Genomic DNA, 22,448 nt, shown 5'->3' on the forward strand with positions numbered 1-22,448 from the left:
CTGCTCTGGCTTCACCTGCGGGGCGGCACGCCATCCCATCGAACCCGAAGGCTGCAGCGTGCACGTGCGTGAGGATCTGAAAGCATGAGCATTCTCGACGCCCTCGCGTAGGCGCTTTCCTTCATGGCGGAGTCCCGGTTCACCCTCACCTGGTCCGCACTCGGCGCGCTGGGCGCCGCCTGGGTGATCTACGACGCCTTCACCGCCAACGCGGTGCCGAACCACGCCGCTGAAGGCCTGCTGGCCGATCATCGTCCTCTTCTTTGCGCCTGCACAGCAAGGGCTGGCTCTTCTGCCGCCATCCTCGGCGATCGCGCCTCCGAGACCGCCTTCTGGGCCTACGGGGGGCGGGCATCGCCCCGTGCTCCGCGTCCGCCAAGGCACGCCCTTCCAGGCTGCTGTGCGAAACGGCCTGAACGCGGACACGACGATGCACTTCCACGGCATCCGCCTGCCTTTCCGCGGCCAGGTTGGAACTGCTCCATGCCTGCCGGTGGCAGCCCGAGGCCTCGACATCCTGGAGCCGCTTCGCCAAGGCCCGATGCAGACCCCACCAGACCCCGGCGAGCATGCCACTCGCCCAGCCGCCGCCAACACATCTCGCCGCCGCAACCAGCCCGGATGGGAGCTCGGGCGACTGGATGCCCGGCCGCAGCACAAACCGATCCCGGCAAGAGCCAGGCGATCAGAGGCTCCCGGGCGGCCGCCCATCGGCCTTGGCCGCTTTCGTGGCGGCAGCCGCTCGACCAGAGCCCAGAGGTCGTCAGGAACCAGAAACGCCATCCCTCCCCATCGTCTCGCAACGGGTTTGGCCTCCGACTTCAGGGCACTGGTGCATCAAGAGGCAGGCCGGACCGCTTCAGCTCCGCCTGCAGGTTTCATCGTGGAGATGACAATGGAACCCGCGGGACGGAAGCGTTCTCCCTCCGGGAAACCCCGCTCGCACGCCTCACACGGACCATCCCGGCGCATGTGCGGCCTCAATAACCCGTTAGTTCATCGCTGGTGGGGGGCGCGGCGACATTTCCCCCGAGGATACGTGCCATGATGGTGGCGAGGGTGGCGGCGTCGTTATCGAAGCCACCGTGGCTGAGCGATGCTGTTTCCTTGCTCTGCGAATAGCTGACCATAAGCTTCGCGGAGGCCTGTAGGCCCCTCGTGTAGACCTCCATTCCAGCGAGCGGCGTGTTCGCCCTGTCCTCATAGGCCCGCGAGACGAGGTAGAGCAGCGAGCGGCTGTAGCCGGGCAGGCCGGGCACGCCCACCCTGTCGGCCTGTTCAAGCGCGTCATGCAGGTCGTACAGGTAAACCTTGTCCCGCAGCGGCAGCGCTCCCCCGCCCTCAAGATAGGGGCCATAGAACCGGTTGAAGAAGTCCACCGTGCAGGCCGGGGCCATGAGATGCACGCTTCCGAGTTGCAGCTTCTGGAGCTGGAAGCGGCCAAGCGCACCGAGCAACTGGCCCAACATGATGGCCCCGGCGCTATGCCCCACGAGGTGCAGCACCGGGCGCTGTCCAGCCGCATCCAACCCTTGGAGAAGTGGGGCGAGACCGATCACACCGCCGTCATAGCCTAGGCTTGGCATGAAGGCGGCGGCCGCGTCCTGCTTCATGTTGCGCCAGGCTGCGCTCCCCAGCGCCTTTCCTGGTCCGGTTTCGAAGAGGAGGTCGCCGATCACGCTGGCGGCGCGCCCGGCCTGCGTCTGGGACAACGGCCCGAAAGCCTCGTCAAGAAAGCCTGACCCCCACATCAAGTGGAAATTGTAGATCCCATTCCGGCCGAAGATGTCGCGGCGCTTCCAAGTGGCGATCCGATTCGCTTCGTTGTCGAGGGTGTTGAGGCCGCCATGCGCGTAGATCATCAGATGGGCGTAGCCCTGCCCGCCATTCGCACTCGCTTCGCTCAACCGGGTGACGGTCTCGGCCATTTCGAGCTGCGTCGGTGAGCCGTAACGGCCACCGGTGACATAGCGCCCATCATCGATGTTGACAAAATGCCCGACGATGTCGCTGCGGTTCGGGGCGGCGATGGCCTGGGGTGTCGTGGTGTCAGCGGGCGTCGCGCGCGGTACCGCACTGAACGCGGCTGGGGCGCGCACGCCGAGTTGCAGCACCCACGCATCCATCATCGTGGTGGCCCAGTCCTCATACGTCCAGTGAGCAACCCCCCGCGTGCCCCATTCCGGCCCCCATGAGTTCAGAATCCAGAAGCCTTCCGCATCATAGCCGACGATGGCGAAAGCATGACCTCCGGCGGCTGCGCCGCCCGGCTTGATCCGGCCATCTTGAGGGGTCTGCCAATTCCCATGGATCTGGGCGGAGGCATAGATCACGCCGATTTCGTTCAGGGCCGCATGGTAGTCCGAGAGATCCGGCTGCAGCCGGTAATAGGTGCCGATGCGGGTCTCCCGCGCCTCCTTGGCCATCTCATAGGTCAGCGCCCACTCGCCGCCCGCATTGCCGGGCGCTAGGGTCTCGCTGCAAACGCCATTCCGGTAGAAACCGCTGATGGCGCCACGAATGCTTGACCCTTCATAGGCGGTCCCCACCCACTCATCGTTGCGCTTGGCCATTTCGTAGAGCATGCGCGCGCTGACGCGCTTCGGCCGCTCGGCCAGATCCTCCCGATAGATCAGGCAGTCGACCACATGGGCCAGTGCATGACCAGTGCAACTCGAATCAACACCTTGGTCGCGCACCGGAAAGGCGATTCTGGGAAAGATGCTGGGTTGCAGCGCGCGCAGGGTCGGCTGATAGATGCGATCGCGGATGTCCGGCAGGTCCGGCAGGATGTCGAGCCTTCTGCCGCCGAGCATTTGCGGTGAGGCATTGAATTCACGATTGCCGATCCGTACCCCGCCAGCCACACCGTCGGGAGGGAGCGTCGCATCCGCAGGAACAGTTGCTCCGACGGGCGCAGGGCGTGTGGCGGTGAGTGCTTCAGCCGCCTGCTGCGCCTGCATCGGTTCGGGACGCGTGGTGGCGGGCGAGGCCGGGCTCGCCCCTGCCTTCGCCCCTACCTTGCTGGTCTTTCTCGGCTTCGACGGTTTCATCACGCACGCTTCCCCCGGCCCTGTACCCTGCGCAGCCACCTCTTCGCCCCGATCGACTTGCCGAATCCGCTGATCACCCTGCGCGAAGCTCGTCAGACCAAGCCGTGCTTCGGGCGGCTTCCGGCATGTGCCGCGTTGTCCGCTTCCTCCCCTGCACTTTCCCACTCCTGCGGATGGCTCAGGCGGAAATCCCTGCGCACAGCATGCGACATGCCGTCATTGGCCCTGTCTGACATTGGCGGTCCGCCGGTCTGCCTTGCCTATGTTGCGCGCTCCGCATCAATATGTTTTGACGTCGAAATGATAATCTGGCGTGCCTCGTGGAGCACGCCACTTTTGCGCGATGTTCGCGATGGCGATGCCAGCATTCGTGAAGTCGATGTCCGCACCGATCTGCGCTTCACCATCCTGTGGGAGTGGACGAGTTCCGAAGCGGCGTGCCAGTGGCATTCACCGGCACCACAGCTTCTCCGATGAGCTGCCCGCGCCGGGGAAGCCATGACAGAGTGGCTCCATCGAGACTTATCGACAGAATGGCCCCACCTGAAGGAGGCGGGGGAGGACGCGCCCTGTGCGTGCCTCGGCATGATCGCCTTCTCGGTTTGCTTGCCGGGGAGGAGCGACGCATCCAGCCATGGTGGTGGGGCAGGACCCGCGGCAGGTGAAGCGCCTGGTCAGGCAGGCGCTCGGTTTCGGTGGCATCCCGGCGGCTCGACGCGCGCTGGCCGGACACACGGCAATGGCGTGGCCGGAAGGTCCAGGTGCGCGGCGTCGGCGGGCGTGACATGCGGGGGCAAGATGCTGTTCATTCCGAGTTCTTCCAAGCGGCCTCGACCCATCCGCCGTGCGGTACGGCCGACCGGCGAGGGCGTCCGTTGCGCCCGCCTCTCCGTGCTTCGACGCGGAGGCGCTGTGTGGCCCGCGGCGGGCAGGGCGTGGTCCAGGGCGGCGGGGCGGCGGCAACGTGGACCGGCGAGAAGCGCGGGTGAGGCGTCAGAGGCGGATCTGCGGCCTTTGTGCCGCTGGGTTTCACCCCGAACGAGGCAGACCCGTTCGATTCAAGCCACGAGGTCGCGCCGGTCGGCAGCGCGACGCAACTGTCGGAGCTGCGCATGTGTTGCGATGCAACGACCCGATGCGGTTCGTGCAGGCTTGACCGCACGAACGCAGGAGATGGTGTTCGGCTCCCATGACCGGGCGTTCGCTTCCTCACGGAGTTTCTGAACGCCACCTGCGCGGGCCAGCATGGCGTTAAGGTTGAGATTGCGGAGTCGATTTCAACTGCCGAAGATCAACGGTGGGTCGCGCTCCGATGGTGCGGTCGGAGTTCGGCGATAAGGGTCCGGGAGTGCGGCGGCCGCGGCGTGGGATGCCGGTTCGTCGACACCCTCCAGCCCTCCGGCTCCCAGCGGGTTCCTGCCACGCCGACTCGGGCCGGCTGAGAACAGTGGACGGCCGGACGCCTGGCAGTGCCGAGCTGTCGAATTTCATCGCCGGCAGAGAAGAAGATTGGCTCGCCCGGCGGGACGCGCCGCAGGTCATCGAGGAGCATCTTGCGACCGCCGTCGTGCCCGGCCCTCGGCAACCCGATGTTGCAACCGCCGATCTCCTGCGGGCAGTGCCTTCGACGTCGCTCATGCCGTGCTGTTCAGGGCCGATCGCCAATCCTTCCACATCGCCGGAACCGAGCCTGTCGCCGATGGCGGCACCCCGGCCGCGGTGCCTGCGAGGGTTCCCATCTTTCCGGCAGCGGGAGGATCACGGCGAGGGGCGCCAGTTTCCCGTCTGCTGAAGAATGAAAGGCGGAAGTGGAATGTCATCCGCCGCGTGCCCTCGGTCATCGTGAGAAGCCGCTGGACATTCCTGGACCGTACCCAATAAGAACAGACTAAGCGGAGGGGAATGACGAATGCGCCCATTCATCATCGGGTTTGCCTGTTGCGCGCTGTCTGTTGCCGCACATGCGCAGAAGACCCTGACAATCGCTGCGCAGTCGGAACCCACGGCGATGGATCCGCATTTCCACCGCGCGAACAGCAACAATGCAATGTTGCGGCAGGTCTTCGACCCGCTGGTCGATTTCGACAATTCCGGGAAGATCGTGCCGCGCCTGGCGGAGTCCTGGCGGATCGTCGACGATCTGACCTGGGAATTTCGGCTCCGCGAGGGCGTGCGCTTTCACGACGGCACGCCGTTGCGACCGGAGGATGTCGCCTTCTCCTTCGCGCGACTGCCGAATGTCCCGAACAGCCCGGGCTCCTTCGCCTCCGCCGTGCGGACCGTCTCGGAAGTCAAGATCGTCGACGGCCGCACGCTGCGCATCACCACCAGCGAGCCGACGCCGTTCCTTGACGCGGAGCTCACCTCCGTCCTGATCCTGTCGCGGCAGCTGCACCAGAATGCCACCACCGCAGACTTCAACAGCGGCCGCGCGATGATCGGCACCGGCGCGTACCGGCATGTCTCCTACCAGCAGGGCAACCAGCTGAGCGTCGAGCGGAACCCCGCCTTCTGGGGCGGGACGGTGCCGTGGGACAAAGTGCAGATCCGCTTCGTCAGCAACGCGGGCTCGCGTGTCGCGGCATTAACCGCGGGCGACGTGGACCTGATCGACGCCGTGCCGACGCAAGATGTCGCGCGCCTCGAGGCCGATCCGCGCATGGCCGTCTTCGGGACGGAAAGCAACGGTACCGCCTATCTCTTTCCAGATTCAGCGCGGGAGCGGGCTCCCTTCGTCACCGACAACGAGGGGCGCCCGCTGGTGCCCAACCCGTTGCGGGACGTCCGGGTGCGCCGGGCCATCTCCATGGCCATCAACCGCCAAGGCATCGTGGACCGGCTGCTCGCCGGCCAGGGAACGCCGGCGGAGCAGTTCGCGCCGCCCATCGCCATTGGCCGCATTCCCGACCAGCCATCTATTCCGCACGATCTCTCGCGCGCGCGAGCCTTGCTGGCCGAGGCCGGCTACCCGCAGGGCTTTCGCATGAGCATCCATGGCCCGACAGGCTGGTTTCCCGGCGATACCGACGTCCTGCAGGCCGTGGCGCAGGGGATGAACAGGATCGGCATCGAGGCGCGGGTGGAAGTGCTGCCGACCTCGTCTTTCTTCTCGCGCGCAACAAATCGCGACTTCGCGATGTTCATGACGACCTATGCCTCGAACCTGGCGGCGATCACCCTCCAGCAGGTGGTGGCGACCCGCAACCCGGCGGAGCGGATGGGTCCGTTCAACCGCCAGCACTACAGCAATCCCGAGCTCGACAGCGCGCTGGAGCAGGCCTTGCGGACGATGGACCCGGAGCGGCGCGACGCGCTGACCGCGCAGGCAATGCGGGCCGCCATCGACGATGTCGCCGTCATTCCGATCCTGTACCTGAAGGTCAACTGGGCGGGGTTGCGCGACCGCGTCCGCTACGAACCATCGCCGAGCTGGTACACCAACGCCTTGTTCGCCACGCCCGTGAAGTGAGTTCCCCCTTGCCAACCAAGAAAGCTCCGATGCCCATGGCCGATGCCACCCTGCTGCCCCGCATCACCGAGGCGGTCGACGCCGTCTTCGAGAAGCAGGTCGCCTTCCTTCAGGACCTGGTCCGCTTCCCCTCGCGGCGGGGTGAGGAGGCGCCGCTGCAGGACTGGATGGCGCGCGAGATGGCCCGGCGCGGCTACGCGGTGGACCGCTTCACCCTTGCCGATGTCGGCCTCGGCGGCCATGAGAAGGGCGCGCCGATGGTGGGCGTGGACCCGGCCGGTTCCGTGCAGGTCGTTGCCGCCCACCGCGCGAGCAATCCAACCGGCCGCAGCCTCATCCTGCAAGGCCATATCGACGTGGTGCCCGAGGGGCCGGCGGACATGTGGACCCACCCGCCCTACGCGGCGGTGGTCCGCGACGGCTGGCTCTACGGGCGCGGCGCCAACGACATGAAGGCGGGCGTCTCCTGCATGGTGTACGCGATGGACGCGTTGCGCGCCGCCGGGTTCGATCCGGCCGCCGATGTTTATCTCCAGACCGTGACGGAGGAGGAGAGCACCGGCAACGGCGCGCTCTCGACGCTGCTGCGCGGCTACCGCGCCGAGGCTGTGCTCATCCCTGAGCCGACCGGTCATACCCTGACCCGTACCCACACCGGCACGCTTTGGTTCCGCCTGCGCGTGCGGGGCGTCCCTGTCCACGTGGCGGTGGCTCAGGACGGCACCAACGCCATCATGTCCGCCTATCACCTGATCCAGGCCCTGGTGGAGCATACCGCGAAGCTGAACGAGGCAGCGGCGACGGATTCCTGGTATGGGGAGGTCCGCAACCCGATCAAGTTCAACCCTGGCATCATCCATGGCGGCGACTGGGCCAGCAGCACGCCGGCCTGGTGCGAGGTGGATTGCCGCATCGGCTTGCTGCCTTCCATGGACGTCAGGGAAGCCATGGCCGGAGTGGAGCGAGCCGTGAAGGCGGCGGCGCGGAGCGACAACTTTCTGGCCAACAACCCGCCGGAAGTCGTCTGGCACGGCTTCCAGGCCGACGGCTTCGTGCTGGAGCCGGGAAGCGAGGCGGAGGCCACGCTGGCCGCAGCGCATCTCGCCGTGCATGGCACGCCGATGAGCGAGCGCCGCACCACCGCGGTGAACGATACGCGCTACTACGGACGGTACTACGACATTCCGGCGCTCTGCTATGGACCGAAGGGCGACGGGAATCACGGCTTCGACGAGCGCACCTCGCTGGAGGACCTGCGCCGCTGTACCGTGACGATGGCGAACTTCATCGCCCAGTGGTGTGGCTTGATCCCGCGCTGACGAAGCGCTCGCCAGGGCAACTGGGCTCAACCTGGCTGGCGCTCGCCCGCCGGCGGAGCCGTCCACTCCGGTCGGCGCTCTTGTCGGCGAGATGACGGCCTGGCCAGCGAGATTCCACGGGTCGAGGCAGCGGTGGTTGGTCGTGAGGACGGCTTGTTGCCGATAACCGGGGAGGGACGCACAGAAGGCTTGGCGCCGCCGGAAAGTTCAGCGCGCGGCCTCGCCTCCGATGCCGCGCGTGGCCACGATCACCAGCCGCGCCGGCACGATCGCGCGCTCCGGTGGAGCGATGCGACCGGCAATCCGGCGCAGGACCAGGCGGGCCGCTTTCCCACCAATCCTGCACGCGAGCCATCTCCTGAGGCACGGCAATGCGCTGGCGCTTCCGGAGGTCCGCACGCATCACCACCGTCCGCGCGAAGGCGAAGCGCCGATGGCCGAGGCGGGCGAGGTGTTCGGTGCAAGGACATCGACGAACGTGTCTCGACCTTGCCGGAGGGGCCGCTGCCGGGCGCCTGGCCGGACGCCAGCCACCTCCGGCAGCGGAACTGCGGGCGGGTGGTCCCGGGCGCCGCCAGGGTCGCCGTGGCTTGCAATGCCGAGGGGCGGGCCGAATCGTCGGCCTGCACATCGTCCCCTCGGAGGCGCGGAGCGTCCGGGCTGCCTCGCTCGAGATCCTGGTCAAGCGCGGCGTGTGGCTGGCCGTCTCCGATGCCCCTGAGGAGTTGAAAGGGGAAGGGGGCCATCGTCCGCGTCCGCGGCAGCAACCGGCAGCGCTGCCGTGTGCACTGGGCGAGGATCGCGCTGGCACAAGGCCGCCTGAGGCGCGACGGCCTCAACAACATCCCGAACTCCCACCGCTGCGACGGACGGCGAAGCTAAGCCGAAGCAAGTCCGTGCAAGCGCAGGTTCGTTTCTGCGTCGAAGACATGGAGGTGCTGCTTGAGGGAAACCGGCATGATGCCGCTGGTCACCGGCGCTGTGCCCTGGACGCGTACCGTCATGGCCTCGCCGCCCGGCAGTGTCCCGTGCATAACAGTCTCCGACCCCAGCGGTTCGACCAATTCGATGGCGACAGGCAGGTCGCCCTCTGGCGTGACGTGCTCCGGCCGGATGCCGATGATCACCGGGCGACCAGCCGGACCCGGCACCGGTTGCGCGAAGCGGATGCTGCCACCGGCCGCAAGGGTGGCGCCTGCGCCGCCATCCTCCAGCGTGGCGCGCAGGAGGTTCATCGTCGGGCTACCGATAAAGCTGGCGACGTAGGTGTCGGCAGGAGTGGTGAAGATCTCCATTGGGGTCGCAATCTGGGCGGCGCGGCCCTGGTTCATCACCACGAGCCGATCACCCAAGGTCATCGCCTCTACCTGGTCATGCGTGACAAAGAGGGAGGTGACGCCAAGGCGGCGCTGCAAGCGCCGGATCTCGGCCCGCATCTGCACGCGCAGCTTGGCGTCGAGGTTGGAAAGAGGCTCATCGAACAGGAAGAGCTTGGGTTCCCGCACGATGGCGCGCCCCATCGCGACGCGCTGCCGCTGCCCACCGGAAAGCTGGCGTGGGCGCCGCGCCAGCAAGGCGTCGATGTCAAGGAGCCTGGCCGCCTCCTCCACGCGGCGGCGGATCTCCGCGCGTGGCACGCCCCGGATCTTCAGCCCGTAAGCCATGTTCTCGAAGGCCGTCATGTGCGGGTAAAGCGCGTAGTTCTGGAACACCAAGGCAATGTCCCGGTCGGCTGGCTCCAGCGCCGTCACGTCGCGGCCACCGATGCGCACGATGCCTGATGTGGGCGATTCCAGCCCGGCCGTGATCCGCAGCAGCGTGGACTTGCCGCAGCCGGACGCGCCGACGATGACCACCATCTCACCCTCGGAGATGTCGAGGTCGACGCCGTGAAGCACCGGGGTGCCGCCGAAGGTCTTATGGATGCGGGACAGTTCGAGCGTGGCCATTACTTCTCCGTCTCCGTCAGGCCCTTGACGAACCAGCGCTGCATCAGCACGACGACGGCGACCGGGGGCAAAAGGGCGAGGATGGCCGTCGCCATGATGGCATTCCATTCATTCTGCGCATCGCCGCGGCCGATCATCTTGGACAGCCCAACCACGATGGTCTCCAGCCCAGTGTCCGTGATGATCAGCAAGGGCCAAAGGTACTGGTTCCAGCCGTAGATGAAGAGGATCACGAAGAGGGCGGCGATGTTGGTGCGCGACAACGGCAGAACCACGTCCCAGAAAAACCGGAGCGGTCCAGCGCCGTCGATCTTGGCGGCCTCGGCATACTCATCCGGGATGGTGAGGAAGAACTGGCGGAACAACAGTGTCGCGGTCGCACTGGCGACGACCGGGATCACCAGGCCCGCCATTGTGTCCGTCAGGTGCAGGTCCACCATGACCTGGAAGGTCGGGATGATGCGAACCTCGACCGGCAGCATCAGGGTGATGAAAATCATCCAGAAAAAAGCCATGCGGCCCGGGAAGGAGAAAAAAACGACCGCATAGGCCGAGAGCAGCGAAATGATGATTTTCCCGGTCGCGATCAAAGTCGCCATCACCAGAGAGTTCCACAGCATGATGCCGGCTGGAACCGCGCGGGTGTTGCGGACCGCCTCCCCGCCGCGGGACCAGGCGGCGACGTAGTTCTCCACCGCGTGGCCGCCGAACCAGAGCGGCACCTCACCGCGTCCGATCGTGTTCACATCGTGCGTGGAGCCAACCAAGGTGATCCAGATCGGCAACGCGAAGATGATGACCCCGAGCAGAAGGATGCCGTGCGTCATCCAGCGGTCACGCCGCTGCCGCGCTCGGCTGGCACGCAGCGCAGGATCTGCCGCGGCGCCACGTTCCTTCACGAGAGCACCGGCCATCAGTAATGCACCTTTCGCTCGATGAAGCGGAACTGGACCGCGGTCATGGCGATAACGATGATCATCAGGATCACGCTTTGCGCCGCCGAGGCGCCAAGGTTCAGGTTCTCCACTCCATCCACATAGACCTTGTAGATCAATGTCTCCGTCGCCTTGGCGGGGCCGCCCTGCGTCAGGGCGTGGATGACGCCGAAAGTATCGAAGAAGGCGTAAACCAGGTTCACCGTGAGCAGGAAGAAGCTGGTGGGGGAGAGCAGGGGAAAGATGATGGTCCAGAAGCGCCGCACGGGGCGCGCGCCGTCGATGCTGGCCGCTTCAAGCACGGCCCTCGGGATGGACTGCAAGCCAGCCAGGAAAAAGATGAAGTTGTACGATACCTGCTTCCATGCGCTGGCAATGATCACCAGCAGCATGGCCTGGCCACCGTTGAGGCGGTAATCCCACGCGATCTGCGCCGCGTTCAGGGCCCGGCCGATCAGCCCGATCTGCGGGTGGAACAGGAACAGCCACAACACGGCAGCGATCGCCGGTGCCACGGCGTAGGGCCAGATCAACAGCGTCTTGTACAATCCGCTGCCGCGAATGGCCTTGTCCGCCTGCACGGCCAGCAGCAGGGCCGCGGACAGCGCCAGAACCGCGACCGACAAGGCGAAGACAGCGGTGTTTTGCGCCGCCTCGCGCCAGGTCGGGTCTGCGAGCACCTCAGCGAAATTCTCGAGGCCGACGAAATCGCGGTTCAGCCCGAAGGCGTCCTCCCTCAGCAGGGACGACCAAATGGCCTGCCCGGCGGGCCAGAAGAAAAAGATGCCGGTTATCGCGAGCTGCGGCAGCATCAGAATCAGCGGCAGCAGCTTGCCCTTGAAGATAATGCCTTTGCGCATTCCGGCGGCGATCAGGCGCGATTGGCGCGCTCGAAATTGCGGAGCACGACATTGCCCCTGCGCGTCGCGTTCTCAAGCAGCGTCCGGGCGTCCTGCTGGCCCTGGAATGCGCGCTCCATCTCTTCCTGGATGATGTTGCGGATCTCCGGAAAGCCGCCCAGGCGGATTCCGCGGGAGTTCTCCGTCAGCACGCCACCGCCGCGCAGCATCTGCTCGATGGGTACGTCCGCGCCGACGTTCTGCTTGTAGAATCCGGTCGCCTTCACCTGCTCATAGCCTGAGCGCGTGAGGGGCAGGTAGCCGGTGTCGGTGTGCCACTTGGCCGCGACCTCGGGCTTGGCGAGCCAGGCGAAGAACTCGGCCACGCCTTTCCATTCGGCCTCGCTGCGGCCGGCGCCGGGTCCCTTGTTCATCGCCCAGAGCGAGGCGCCGCCGATGATGGAATTGAGTGGCGCGTTCGGCGCGTCATCGTAATAAGGCAGCATCGCCGTTCCCCACTCGAACTTCGCCTCCTTCAGGATGCGGGCACGGGTGCCGGAGGATGCGAAGGTGAAGGCACACTCGCCGGAGGGCAGTAGTCCGTCGGCGGCATTGTCCCGCCCGCCGTAGCGGAAAAGGCCTTCCTTGTGCCAGTCGATCAGATTCTGCATGTGCCGGACCATCAGCGGGTTGTTGATGGTCAGTTCCGCGTCCAGGCCACCGAACCCATTGCCCTTGCTGGCAAGCGGGATGTCATGGATCGCACTGAACTGCTCCACCATCAGCCAGGTCGGCCAGGATGTGGTCATGGGAGCAGCTATGCCGGCCGCTTTCAGCTTGCGGGCAGCTTCGGCGACAGCCTGCCAGGTCTTGGGAAACGCTTCCGGATCGAGGCCGCCCTTGCGGAACATATCCTTGTTATAGAAGGCGACGGCCGTCGAGCTGTTGAACGGCATGGACGCCATCCGGCCGTCCGGCAGGCTGTAATACCCCCGGATGCCGGGCAGGACGTCGTCGAAGTTGATGTTGACGCCGGTCTGCTGCAGCAACTCCCAGACTGGCTTGGTCGCACGGGTGGCCGCCATCATGGTCGCCGTTCCGACCTCGAACATCTGCACGATGTTGGGCGCGTTGCTGGCACGAAAGGCTGCGATCGCGGCCACCATGGTTTCCGCGTAGCCGCCGCGATAGGTGGCATTGATGCGGTATCGCTGCTGGCTATTGTTGAAATCGGCGGCGATCTGCTCGAGCATGCCACCCAGCGGCTGTGTCAGGCCATGCCAGAACTGAAGCTCCACCGGTGCGCCCTGGGCCACTGCTCGCCGGTTGGCGACGAGGGCTGCTGTGGTGAGCGCAGCGGCGCTCCTGGCCAGTGTGCGACGCAGCATGGCAAGTTTCCTCCCTGGACGCGGGCGGGCTCTGACTCCGAAGGCCGGCCGCCGCTTGGCGCCATGCTACCCGGACAAGGTGAGGGTTGTCACGGTGCTGTCATGGCGTGGCAAGGGGGCGAGGGCGCCTTGGCTAAGGGAGACGCGGCCCGCGCTGGTTGCGGAGCCGCCCCACGGTAGAGAGCTCGGACGTCATGCCAGCCTGCACAAGCCCTTGAAGCATGCGACAGCATCACAGGTCCGGCGCTCTTCTGTTTCTGGTCAACGCGGGGCAGGGAGCGTGTTCGCTCCCCCCGCCCCTCGCCGTTCCGGAGCGCTCAGGCTCGCTCCAAGTTCCACATGATGGCGAACCCCGCCACGCGGCCCTTCAGGTTCTTGTTGATCGCGGTCATGGATTTGTATGCGCCGAGGGGGATATAGGGAAGTTCCTCCATCACGGTGCGCTGCATCTCCTCGGCGATCGCCTTCTGTCCGGCGAGATCTGGAGCCACGAACCATTCGTCGCGTAGCCTCTCCAGCTGCGGTACGTCCGGCCAGCCGACCCAGGCGCCCGCGCCGTTGCCGCGCAGCGGGAAGTGCGCGGAGGGATCGACGAAGTCGAAGGATGAGAAGGAGGTGAGCAACATGCTCCAGCCGCCCTTGTCCACCGGCTCCCGCGAGGTGCGCCGCTGCACCACCGTGCCCCAGTCGCTGAGCGCGATGTCCGCATTGAACTCCAGCCGGCGGACCAGATCAGCCGCCACCTGCGTCATGGCCGAGGGAGCCAGGATGTCGGTTGGTCCGATCAGACGCATCAGCTCGTTGTTGTAGCCGGCCTCCTTCAGCAGCGCCTTGGCCCTCTCTACGCTGCGCGGACCCGTCAGCGGCTCCAGTGCCACCTGCGTCGCCAGCGGCGTGCCGGGGGTGAAGACACCGACATTGTCCATGTAGATGTCAGGCTCCGGCCCCACGATGGCACTCATGAAGTCGGTCTGGCTGATGGCCGGAAGCAGCGCCTGGCGGATCTTCTTGTTGTTGAACGGCGCGTGCAGGTGGTTGAAGCGCAGCACGCCCACCAGGGGCCGCGGATCGATCTCCTCGATGGAGATCTGCCGGTTGCGTTTCAGCAGCAGCTGGATTTCCGGCGGCGGCTGCTCGAACCAGTCGATCTCGCCCGTCTGCAAGGCGGCAGCCGCGGTGGAGGCGTCGGTGATGATGTGCCACTCGACACGGTCGAATTTCGGCAGCTTCGGGCCAGCCGTCAGGCTGGGCGTGCCGTTCGGCGCGGGGCTGTAGGCGTCGTTGCGCTCATACACCACCATGCTGCCGGAGTTGAACTCGTCCTCCTTGAAGCGAAAGGGCCCGCAGCCGGTGGTATCGCGGACCTGGGTGAAGGCGTCGGTCCTGGCCAGCCGCTCCGGGATGATGAAGGGCGGGCTGTTGCTCACCTGCGCCATGGCGTTCAGCAGCAGCGGGAAGCGGCGCTTCATGCGGAAGCGCAGCCGGCGGTCATCCACCACCGTCAGCTCCTCCACGAACATGGCCAGCTTCTGCCCCATCGGGCTGCGCTTCATCCAGCGGTTCAGGCTGGCGACCGCATCCTGGGCGCGCACCTTTTCGCCATCGTGGAAGCGGGGGCCGTCGCGCAGGGTGAGGGTGACGGTGCGGCCTCCATCCTCCTCCACCGCCCCTTCCGCCAACTGCGGCCGCGGCGTGAAGTCCGCATCCATGCCATAAAGCATGTCGTGGATCATGTAGGCATGGTTGCGGGTGATGTTCGCCGTCGTCCACACCGGGTCCAGGCTGGTGAGGTTGGCCTGGGGCACCAGCTTCAGGACACGCTGGCGGGCCGGCTGGGCGATCGCGAAACGGGATGGTGCCGTCATCGCGAGGCCGGCAACGGCGCCCGCCCCGGCAAGCAGGGAACGTCTCTGGATCACGAAGCTTCTCCCGTTTTTGTTTCGGCATGGAACGGGAGGTTCGGCCAAAGTGCAACCCTTCCGGTGGCCCGAAGCCGAGGCGCTCAGGCAGGAATTGGCCATGCTTGTGAAGATGGCGCCGGGCAGCCTCGCTTCACACGCGCCGCCTTTCCGGGTGGGCGACGGCCGGATCTGTCGCTGGCGCAACGCAGCATGGCAGGGCGGGCAGGTGACGCTTCCCACGCAAGCGGCTCCGTGCCCACATCCTGCGCGTCACGGAACCGCCGAAACTGAGACATCGCCGGCATGCTCCCGCCGGCATCATCCTGAACCAGGAACCGTGCGGTGCCGGCGGCCCGTGCAGGAGCGCCTTCCGGCGAGAGGGAGGGGAGGCGGCCGTCCACGCCGGGTGGGCGTATCCAGATCGGGCCGGAGCGGCATTTGCCACGTCGCCAGGGCCAGACCCGCCTTGCCGGGGCCTGCCGGCTCCTGACACCGCTGAAGCATCCGGCTAGAACTCACGGCGTTCTGGCTGCCTCGCTGCCCGACGGAGGTTGTACGCTACAGGGTGGCGGCGGCTTGCAATTGTGCGGCAAGGCATGGATCTGGAGGGGATATGGACAAGCAACCTGCGATCGGGATGATCGGCATCGGCCTCATGGGGCACGGTATCGCCTGGAACATCGCGAAGGCCGGCTACGATCTGACGGTTCTGGACCATCCGGGAAATCAGCCGCTGGACGACCTCGGCGAGATGGGCGTCCAGGTGCGGCAGCAGATTGCCGAAATCGCGCGGGCTGCCGACGTCATCGTTCTATGCGTGACGGGTTCGCCGCAGGTGGAGGCGATCCTGACCGGGGCGGATGGCGTCATCGCGCATCTTCGGCCTGGCACGATTGTGGTGGACTGCTCCACGGCGCTGCCCGAGTCCAGTGCCCGCATGGCCGCCGCCATTGCCGCCGCAGGCGGGCAGTTCCTTGATGCGGCCATGACCCGCTTGCCGCAACACGCCCGTGCCGGCACGCTGAACCTGCTGATCGGCGGTGAGCCCGCGCTGCTGGAGCGCGTGCGCCCGCTGCTGGCCACGTTCAGCGAGAACATCACACATGTCGGCGGCGTCGGGTCCGGCCACCTGATGAAGCTGTTGCATAACTATGTTTCGCTCGGCTTCCTGGCGCTTCTGGCCGAGGTTGCGGCGCATGCGCAGAAGGCAGGAATGGAGATGGGAACGTTGGTCGACGTGCTGGCGCAAGGCGGCGGCGGCGGCACGGCGCTGCAGCGCATCACTCCGTTCCTGCTTTCCAGAGACCCGTCGTCCGTGCCCTTTTTCATCAGCAACGCCGCCAAGGATCTCGGCTACTATCGTCAGGCTGCGGAGGCCGCTGGCGTGCACCACGACATCGCCGATGCGGTGGGAGCTACGCTGGATATGGTGGTTGCCAACGGCCATGGGCAGGATTTCGTGCCCCAGCTTGCGGATCTGCTGGTGCCGGGGAAGATCTGAGTCGCCGTCTGCCGCCTCGGTTTTCGGCGTGGCCTGAGAAAATCAAGGTGGCCTGAGAAAATCAAGGTTGCCGTGGCGCTCGCCCGCATTCCGGGCGCCACCGGCAAGACAGCTTTCAGGCATTCCCGGAAATGCCGGCCGCGGCGGAAGAGCCGCTCACGTGGCGGCCGCCGCGAGATTGGCTCCGAGAGGGCTTATGCCGCTTCCGCCGGAGGCACCTGGCCGGAACGCGGATCGATCGGCACCCGCTTTCCAAGGCCGCTTGCCTGCTCGAACAGTGCGGCCGCCTGCAGCGCGATCTCGTCACGCCGGGGCGGCGCCGCGATCTGCAGGCCGACCGGCCGGCCATACTGGTCGAAGCCGCAGGGCACGGCCACGGCGGGGCAGCCAGCAAGGGTCAGGGCGGCGTTGATCATCGAGCCGGCCATGTAGTTCTCCAGCTTCACGCCGGCGATGGTCTCCGGGTTGCGCAGCATCACGTCAAAGGCCGGCGTGGCTGCGCCTGGCGTGACGAAGACGTCATAGCGGGCGAAAAGCGCCGCCATCCGGCGGTAAAAGGCGGCGCGCTCGCGGTCGGCCCAGGCGAGTTGGCTCGGCGTCGCCTTCAGCCCACGCTCGGTGTTCCAGATGATGTCGGGCTTGAGCAGCGCGCGATGAGCCGCGAGCTGCGCCTCCCGATCCACCACAAAGGACTGGCTGCGCAGGATCAGGAAGGCTTCGCCAAGCTGGCCGAGGTCCGGCGCGAACTCCTCCACCACACAGCCCATGGCCTCGAAGGCGCGCACAGCCTCACGGCAGAGCGCGCGTGTCTCCCGGTCAACGGGGAGCTGGCCGCTGAAGTCGGCGGTGAAGGCGACGCGCCGGGGGCGCTCGGCCTCGGCGGAAGCCACGGCCTCGCCATAGGAGCGCGCCGGTGCGTCGTAGGTCAGCGGGTCCAGCGGGCACCAGCCGGCCATGGCGTCGAGGAACAGCGCCAAGTCGGGCACCGTGCGCGCCATCGGTCCCTGCACCGAAAGGGGGGAGAAAAGGTTGTTCACCGTGCCTCGCGTCACCCGCCCGGGCGAAGGGCGCAGCCCGACCACGCCACAATAGGTAGCGGGCCGGCGCAGGCTGCCGCCATGATCGCTGCCCTGGGCCAGCCAGGCCTCGCCGGTGGCCAGCGAGACGGCACCTCCGCCAGTGCTGCCGCCGCAGGTCAGGGCGGTGTTCCAGGGGTTGCGCGTGCGGCCGAATACCTCATTGAAGGTGGAGCCGCCGGCGCCAAACTCCGGCGTGTTCGACTTGCCGATGACGACGCCGCCATGAGCTTCGATGCGCCTGACGAGCGGATGCGACTCCTTCGGCACATGATCCTTGAAGAGAGGCGACCCATAGGTGGTGCGGACGCCTGCCACGTCCGTCAGGTCCTTGATGGTCACCGGCAGCCCGGCGAGCCATCCGGCCTTGCCCTCGAGCCCGCGGCCTTGCCCGGCCATCAGCCGCTTCGCATGGTCCCGCGCGCGTTCGAGGCAAAGGGTCGGCAGGGCGTTCACCTGTGGCTCGACGGCCGCGATGCGGGCCTCCGCCGCGTCGATGAGCTCGAGCGGCGACACCTCGCGGCGCTGAAGGAGGGTCACGGCCTCGGTGGCCGTCAGGCGGATGAGGGCGTCGTTCATGGGAGGAGCTTGCCACTGCCCGGCCTGGCGCGACAGAGGGGCCGGCGCGGCGCATCACGCGCCCTGCCAGAGCTGCCGCCGGTCTGGTGGACACCTGCACAAGGTCTTCGCGCGGCTTTGGGCTCAAGGATGATTGGAGGATATTCGGCCACAAGCTCGAACTCGAGGCGGTGAGATGGGCCCGGGAGCGCGGAGTGCCTGTGGCCCGGGCTTGCCGGGACCTGGAGCTTGCCAAGAGCGTCCGGCCGCACTGGCCAGGGTAGGCGCAGGCTGATCCGCAGCAAGCCTTCCCTGGCCATGGCCGGATGAGGCCCGAGCGAGAGATTGAGCCGCTCCGGCGATTCCTGGGACAACGCCGCGGCGGAGAGCTTCTTTTCCGCGCTGAAGACCGAACGCGTCGCCCGAAAGGTTCACCGCGCGCGCCATGCAGCCAGGGCAGGATTGCTCGGTTGCATCGAGCGCTTCCACCACCCGAAGCGGCGCCATTCGGCCATCGGCGCTCTCAGCTCCATGGAGCTCGAGCAGGCAGCCCAGAATGACGCTTTTCAGGCCAGACTGGACCGTGCGGGGACCGTGACTTCCGCTCAGGATGACCGGAGCGAAAACGAAGCGCCGGCCACACGCGCGTGAGCACGGTCCGGCCGGTCCTGGTTGGTGAAGTATTGGGCTACGGAAGGCGCCGGTCCGGGGCGGCCGAACCGGTAGCCCTGAACCTCCGTGCATCCCGCACGCACGAGTTGCTGCACCTGCTCCTCCGTCTCGACCCCTTCCGCGGTGGTGCCGATTCCGAGATCCTGCGCGAGGCCTGCGACTGCGTTGACAATCGACGCGCAATCCGCGCGCCCTGCCATCTCGCGCACGAATGACTGATCGATCTTGATCTTGTCGAAGGGGAAGCTGCGGAGATAGCTGAGGGAGGAGTATCCTGTGCCAAAGTCGTCCAGGGCGATGCGGTGCCCGAGTGCCCGCAGTTGGTGCAGAATCGCGATCGTGGACTCGTCATCCCGCAGCAGGACCGATTCCGTCACCTCAAGTTCCAGGCGGGTTGGAGACAGCCCTGTGCTCGCAAGGGCGGCGGCGATCGTCTGGAGCAGATCGGACTTCGTGAACTGGAGCGCAGACAGGTTCACCGCGATGCGGATATGGTCCGGCCACAGGACTGCGTCCGCACATGCCTGCCTGATCACCCACTCTCCGATGGGAACGATGAGACCGGTCGCTTCGGCGATCGGGATGAAATCGGCTGGCGGAATCATCCCCCGTTCCGGGTGACGCCAGCGGAGGAGCGCCTCGAAGCCGCAGATGGTCAAGGTGCGCAGGCTGTAGATGGGTTGGTAGAAGAGCACCAACTCGCCGTTGTCGAGCGCGGACCGCAACTCCGCTTCGAGAGTGCGGCGCGCCTCCAGCTTCGTCTGCATCTGCGGTTCAAAGAAGCGAACGCCGTTTCCGCCGGCAGTCTTGCTGCAGTACAGCGCAATGTCCGCCTTCCTGAGCAGATCGACAGCGTCGCGCCCGTCACGTTCAGCCAGGACAGCTCCCACGCTTACGCCGACAACGATGCTTCGCCCTTCCACCTCGATGGGTTCGCCCACGGCTGAGATGATCTGTCCTGCCAACTGCCGCGCATGGTCGGCACCCCTGATCACCGGATAAAGGATGGCGAATTCGTCGCCGCTGAGCCGGGCCACCCGTCCTTCTGCTCCGACGCAGAGTTGCAGGCGCTGGGCGACCACACGCAGGAGAGCGTCGCCCGCGGGATGCCCCAGCGTGTCGTTGACCTCCTTGAAGCTATCGAGATCCAGGCAGAGCAGGGCGAGCTGCTCGTCTCCTCCGCTCAGCGCCTTCAGGAAGCGCTCCATCTCCTCGCGGAACAGAACCCGATTCAGCAGCCCCGTGAGCGGATCGTAGTGAGCCAGGTAGGCGATCCGCGCCTCGGTCTGCCTTCGTACCGTGATGTCCTCGTAGGTGGCGATCCATCCCGTGCCCATAGGGCGGTGAAAGACGGCGATGGCACGGCCGCTGCTATGCTGGCAGAAGAAATCCAGCGCCTGCTGCTTTCGCACGAGGGCTTGCTGCTCGGCGTAGATCTCCTCGGCCAGGGCACCTTCGGGACCACCATTCAGCCTGATCGAGGCGAGGATCATCCGGATCGGTGTGCGCGCGGCCGCCAGCTCGGGCGTCAACCCGAAAAGCTCGAGATACCGGTGATTGCAGACGATCAGGCGTTGCTCCGCATCCACCATGCAGAGAGCCTGCGACATGTTGTTCAAGGCGGCATCGAAGCGGCCGTTCTGTGTGTCAAGCTCGCGCGAGCGCAGCAGCAGCTCCTGGTGCGTCTGCCTCAACAAGGTATTGCGCCACAACAGCAGCGCGTAGAGCCCGAGCCCGCAGGCTGCCAGGATCACCATGACCCCGGAGAAGGTCCAGTGGAGCTGACTAAGCTGCCGCTGATCCTCGGCTACCAGGTCTCCGCCACGCGCATTGGCGGCGGCGGCAAGGCCCGCGAGCTTCCGTTCCAGGGGAGAGAGAAGCTGGAGCAACGCATGGATCGTCCCTTGTTCGCTCAGGTGCGGGACCATGGCCTGCGCCTCGCGCACTGCCGATGCCAGATCCGCCACCACGGTTCCCAGTTCCGGCTTGGACGTGGAAAGGTCGCGAACCTCGGGGATGCTGAGGACCTGCACCCGGTTTGCAAGGATATCGAGGCGCAGCTCCACCTCGTCCTGATCGACACCGCTCCCGGGCAGCCCTGAAGCCGCCACGCGCTGCTCCAGCTTCTGGAGCTCAACAACCGCCTGGCTGGTCAGCCAGGCCACATTGTAGCGAGACACCTGCCGGAGTGCGTCCTGCCGCTCCACGATGAGAACGGACGTATAGACCGCCGCAAGAACGATCGTGGCGGCGAACACCGCAAGCGCCGGCTTGAAGGCACGAGTTGCCAGGCGGCTCAAGCCGCCAGCTCTAAAGCCCGTGGTTCTGGCCATTGCGGAAAAAGGTGCCCCACAACGCGCTGAAGGCGATCAGCTCACGACAAGGCGGGCCAGCTGCCAGGCCGACCGGCTGTAGAACCGCTGGTGCCGCAGCTCGGGGTCGCTGTCGAAAGGATAAATGATGAAAAGCGGCCCCTTGTCCCGTACGGGCATGTATTCCCCGTTTCGCTTCAAGGCGAGAAGAACGCCATACTTGCTGAAATCTTCCACGGGCAACTCGGTGCTGTAGTCATTCAGTGCGTAGGCGAGAACCCGGTCGCCCGATGCGCCCACGGTTTCCATCAGCCGGTCCATCCGGATGCCGTCGAAGCGCACAGGCTTGGGGTACCAGGGAGTGCTGGTCTCGAACCCCACCATGCCCAGGGCTTCCAGCATGCCGCGGTCAAACTGCGCCGAGTCGCCCTTGTTATGGGCTGAGATCTTTCCCGAGATGGTCAGGATCGGCTTTTCAACCGGCGCCGCAAGCTCGGCCGCAGCCGTTGCCCGAGCCGCCAGGCCAGTCAGGAGGGCGCCGACCGTGTATCGCCCCAGCATTCGCTTGCTCACGACCATCCTGAACCACCCTTTCCCGTCAGCGCGCCGGCTCCCCACTGGGTGTCTTCTTCACGGCTGCGCTGCTCTTCAGCATGGCGGCCAACCCCGGGACGGCTATGTTTTTCCTTGGAAAGCCTATCAACTTATGATTGAGTAATCAAGAAAAATTGACCCCTTTCACCGCGTGAAAGCGGGCGGCCTGCAATCGCACCAGATGGATACCGAACCGCAATGAGCACCTCGATCCGCCGCCTGCGCCAGGGCCGCCTTGGCAACCAGGGTTTGGACCTGCCCCTGGATCCGGCAGAAAAGACTCTCATGATCGGCTCGGCCGCCAAGCGGATCGAGGAGCTTTTCGAGTCTTTGCAGATTGACCACCGCAACGACCATAACACCCGCGACACCCCGCAGCGCGTGGCGAAGATGCTGGTCGAGGAGGTGCTTCGCGGCCGCTACGAGGCACCCCCTCGAATCACCGAGTTCGAGAACGTTCAAGGCTTCGACCAGCTGATCGTGACCGGTCCCATCGAACTGAGGTCGACCTGCGCGCATCACCTCATGCCGATCTACGGGCAGGCTTTCATCGGCATTATCCCGGCGGCAGACGGAAAGATCTTGGGGTTGTCGAAGTATGACCGGATTGTTGATCACTTCGCATCCCGCCTGCAGATCCAGGAAGAGTTGGTCAAGCAGATCGGCCAGCACATCGTCGACCTGACCGCGCCACGGGGGCTCGCCGTCCGGGTCAGCGCCGTCCACATGTGCAAGACGCATCGTGGCGTACGCGCGAGCCACCGCAGCCGGATGGTCAACCAGTCCTATCACGGGCTTCTGGAGGCCGATCAGGGCCTGCGTCAGCAGTTTCTGCAGGAGTGCATCGCCCTGGAGAGAGACTGATCGGCTCCGGCCGAGCTC

At 66.1% G+C, this 22,448-nt stretch carries 14 protein-coding genes and 2 pseudogenes; 6 read left to right on the plus strand and 10 right to left on the minus strand.

What is annotated here, in order from left to right; all coding sequences use genetic code 11:
* Positions 1–980: 980 nt before the first annotated feature.
* A complete protein-coding gene (locus E0493_RS15390; protein ID WP_235913807.1) occupies positions 981–3,053 on the minus strand; it encodes a C1 family peptidase in 2,073 nt (690 codons plus the stop codon).
* 279 nt (positions 3,054–3,332) lie between these two features.
* A complete protein-coding gene (locus E0493_RS15395; protein WP_160938128.1) occupies positions 3,333–3,503 on the minus strand; it encodes a hypothetical protein in 171 nt (56 codons plus the stop codon).
* Positions 3,504–4,962: 1,459 nt separating this feature from the next.
* Between E0493_RS15395 and E0493_RS15400 the strand changes: the two genes are divergently transcribed.
* The 3 genes and pseudogenes from E0493_RS15400 to E0493_RS24070 all read left to right on the plus strand — a co-directional run.
* Positions 4,963–6,522 carry an ABC transporter substrate-binding protein gene (locus E0493_RS15400; protein WP_160938129.1) on the plus strand — a complete coding sequence of 520 codons (1,560 nt, stop codon included), beginning with the start codon at positions 4,963–4,965 and terminating at the stop codon, positions 6,520–6,522.
* Positions 6,523–6,551: 29 nt separating this feature from the next.
* A complete protein-coding gene (locus E0493_RS15405) occupies positions 6,552–7,841 on the plus strand; it encodes an ArgE/DapE family deacylase (RefSeq protein WP_235913808.1) in 1,290 nt (429 codons plus the stop codon).
* A 459-nt stretch (positions 7,842–8,300) separates the two neighbouring features.
* Positions 8,301–8,651 (plus strand): annotated as a pseudogene (locus E0493_RS24070) (transposase); the annotation flags it as partial.
* Between the two features lie 68 nt (positions 8,652–8,719).
* On the opposite strand, the gene ugpC reads toward E0493_RS24070, so the two are convergent.
* The 5 genes from ugpC to E0493_RS15430 all read right to left on the minus strand — a co-directional run bounded on the left by ugpC (position 8,720) and on the right by E0493_RS15430 (position 14,868).
* Complete coding sequence (gene ugpC / locus E0493_RS15410; RefSeq protein ID WP_160938130.1) at positions 8,720–9,790, minus strand: sn-glycerol-3-phosphate ABC transporter ATP-binding protein UgpC; 1,071 nt, start codon at positions 9,788–9,790, stop codon at positions 8,720–8,722.
* Entirely contained in the window at positions 9,790–10,704 is a 915-nt protein-coding gene (gene ugpE, locus E0493_RS15415; RefSeq protein ID WP_160938131.1) for a sn-glycerol-3-phosphate ABC transporter permease UgpE, read from the minus strand. Before ugpE ends, ugpC begins: the two co-directional genes overlap by 1 nt.
* Positions 10,704–11,585, minus strand: a complete 882-nt coding sequence (gene ugpA / locus E0493_RS15420) for a sn-glycerol-3-phosphate ABC transporter permease UgpA (protein ID WP_160938132.1) — start codon at positions 11,583–11,585, stop codon at positions 10,704–10,706. Before ugpA ends, ugpE begins: the two co-directional genes overlap by 1 nt.
* 11 nt (positions 11,586–11,596) lie before the next feature.
* Positions 11,597–12,952, minus strand: coding sequence for a sn-glycerol-3-phosphate ABC transporter substrate-binding protein UgpB (ugpB, locus tag E0493_RS15425; protein ID WP_160938133.1), 1,356 nt, complete (start codon positions 12,950–12,952; stop codon positions 11,597–11,599).
* Positions 12,953–13,269: 317 nt separating this feature from the next.
* Positions 13,270–14,868, minus strand: a complete 1,599-nt coding sequence (locus E0493_RS15430; protein WP_160938207.1) for an ABC transporter substrate-binding protein — start codon at positions 14,866–14,868, stop codon at positions 13,270–13,272.
* Positions 14,869–15,466: 598 nt separating this feature from the next.
* On the opposite strand from E0493_RS15430, the gene E0493_RS15435 reads away from it, so the two are divergent.
* Positions 15,467–16,354 (plus strand): NAD(P)-dependent oxidoreductase, encoded by an 888-nt coding sequence (locus tag E0493_RS15435; RefSeq protein ID WP_160938134.1) that lies wholly within the window; start codon positions 15,467–15,469, stop codon positions 16,352–16,354.
* A 194-nt stretch (positions 16,355–16,548) separates the two neighbouring features.
* Here the strand turns inward: E0493_RS15435 and E0493_RS15440 are convergent, their stop codons facing one another.
* Positions 16,549–18,009 (minus strand): amidase, encoded by a 1,461-nt coding sequence (locus tag E0493_RS15440; protein WP_160938135.1) that lies wholly within the window; start codon positions 18,007–18,009, stop codon positions 16,549–16,551.
* 324 nt (positions 18,010–18,333) lie between these two features.
* Between E0493_RS15440 and E0493_RS23440 the strand changes: the two are divergent.
* Positions 18,334–18,531 (plus strand): annotated as a pseudogene (locus tag E0493_RS23440) (integrase core domain-containing protein); the annotation flags it as partial.
* Between the two features lie 62 nt (positions 18,532–18,593).
* Here the strand turns inward: E0493_RS23440 and E0493_RS15450 are convergent.
* On the minus strand, positions 18,594–20,960 hold the full coding sequence (locus tag E0493_RS15450; protein ID WP_160938137.1) for a putative bifunctional diguanylate cyclase/phosphodiesterase: 2,367 nt from the start codon (positions 20,958–20,960) through the stop codon (positions 18,594–18,596).
* A 69-nt stretch (positions 20,961–21,029) separates the two neighbouring features.
* Positions 21,030–21,545, minus strand: a complete 516-nt coding sequence (locus E0493_RS15455) for a molybdopterin-dependent oxidoreductase (RefSeq protein WP_202397151.1) — start codon at positions 21,543–21,545, stop codon at positions 21,030–21,032.
* Between the two features lie 219 nt (positions 21,546–21,764).
* On the opposite strand from E0493_RS15455, the gene folE reads away from it, so the two are divergent.
* Positions 21,765–22,430 carry a GTP cyclohydrolase I gene (gene folE, locus E0493_RS15460; RefSeq protein ID WP_160938138.1) on the plus strand — a complete coding sequence of 222 codons (666 nt, stop codon included), beginning with the start codon at positions 21,765–21,767 and terminating at the stop codon, positions 22,428–22,430.
* The last annotated feature ends 18 nt before the right edge of the window (positions 22,431–22,448 follow it).

This window comes from Teichococcus coralli, from assembly GCF_009829925.1.
Taxonomy (GTDB): domain Bacteria; phylum Pseudomonadota; class Alphaproteobacteria; order Acetobacterales; family Acetobacteraceae; genus Pseudoroseomonas; species Pseudoroseomonas coralli.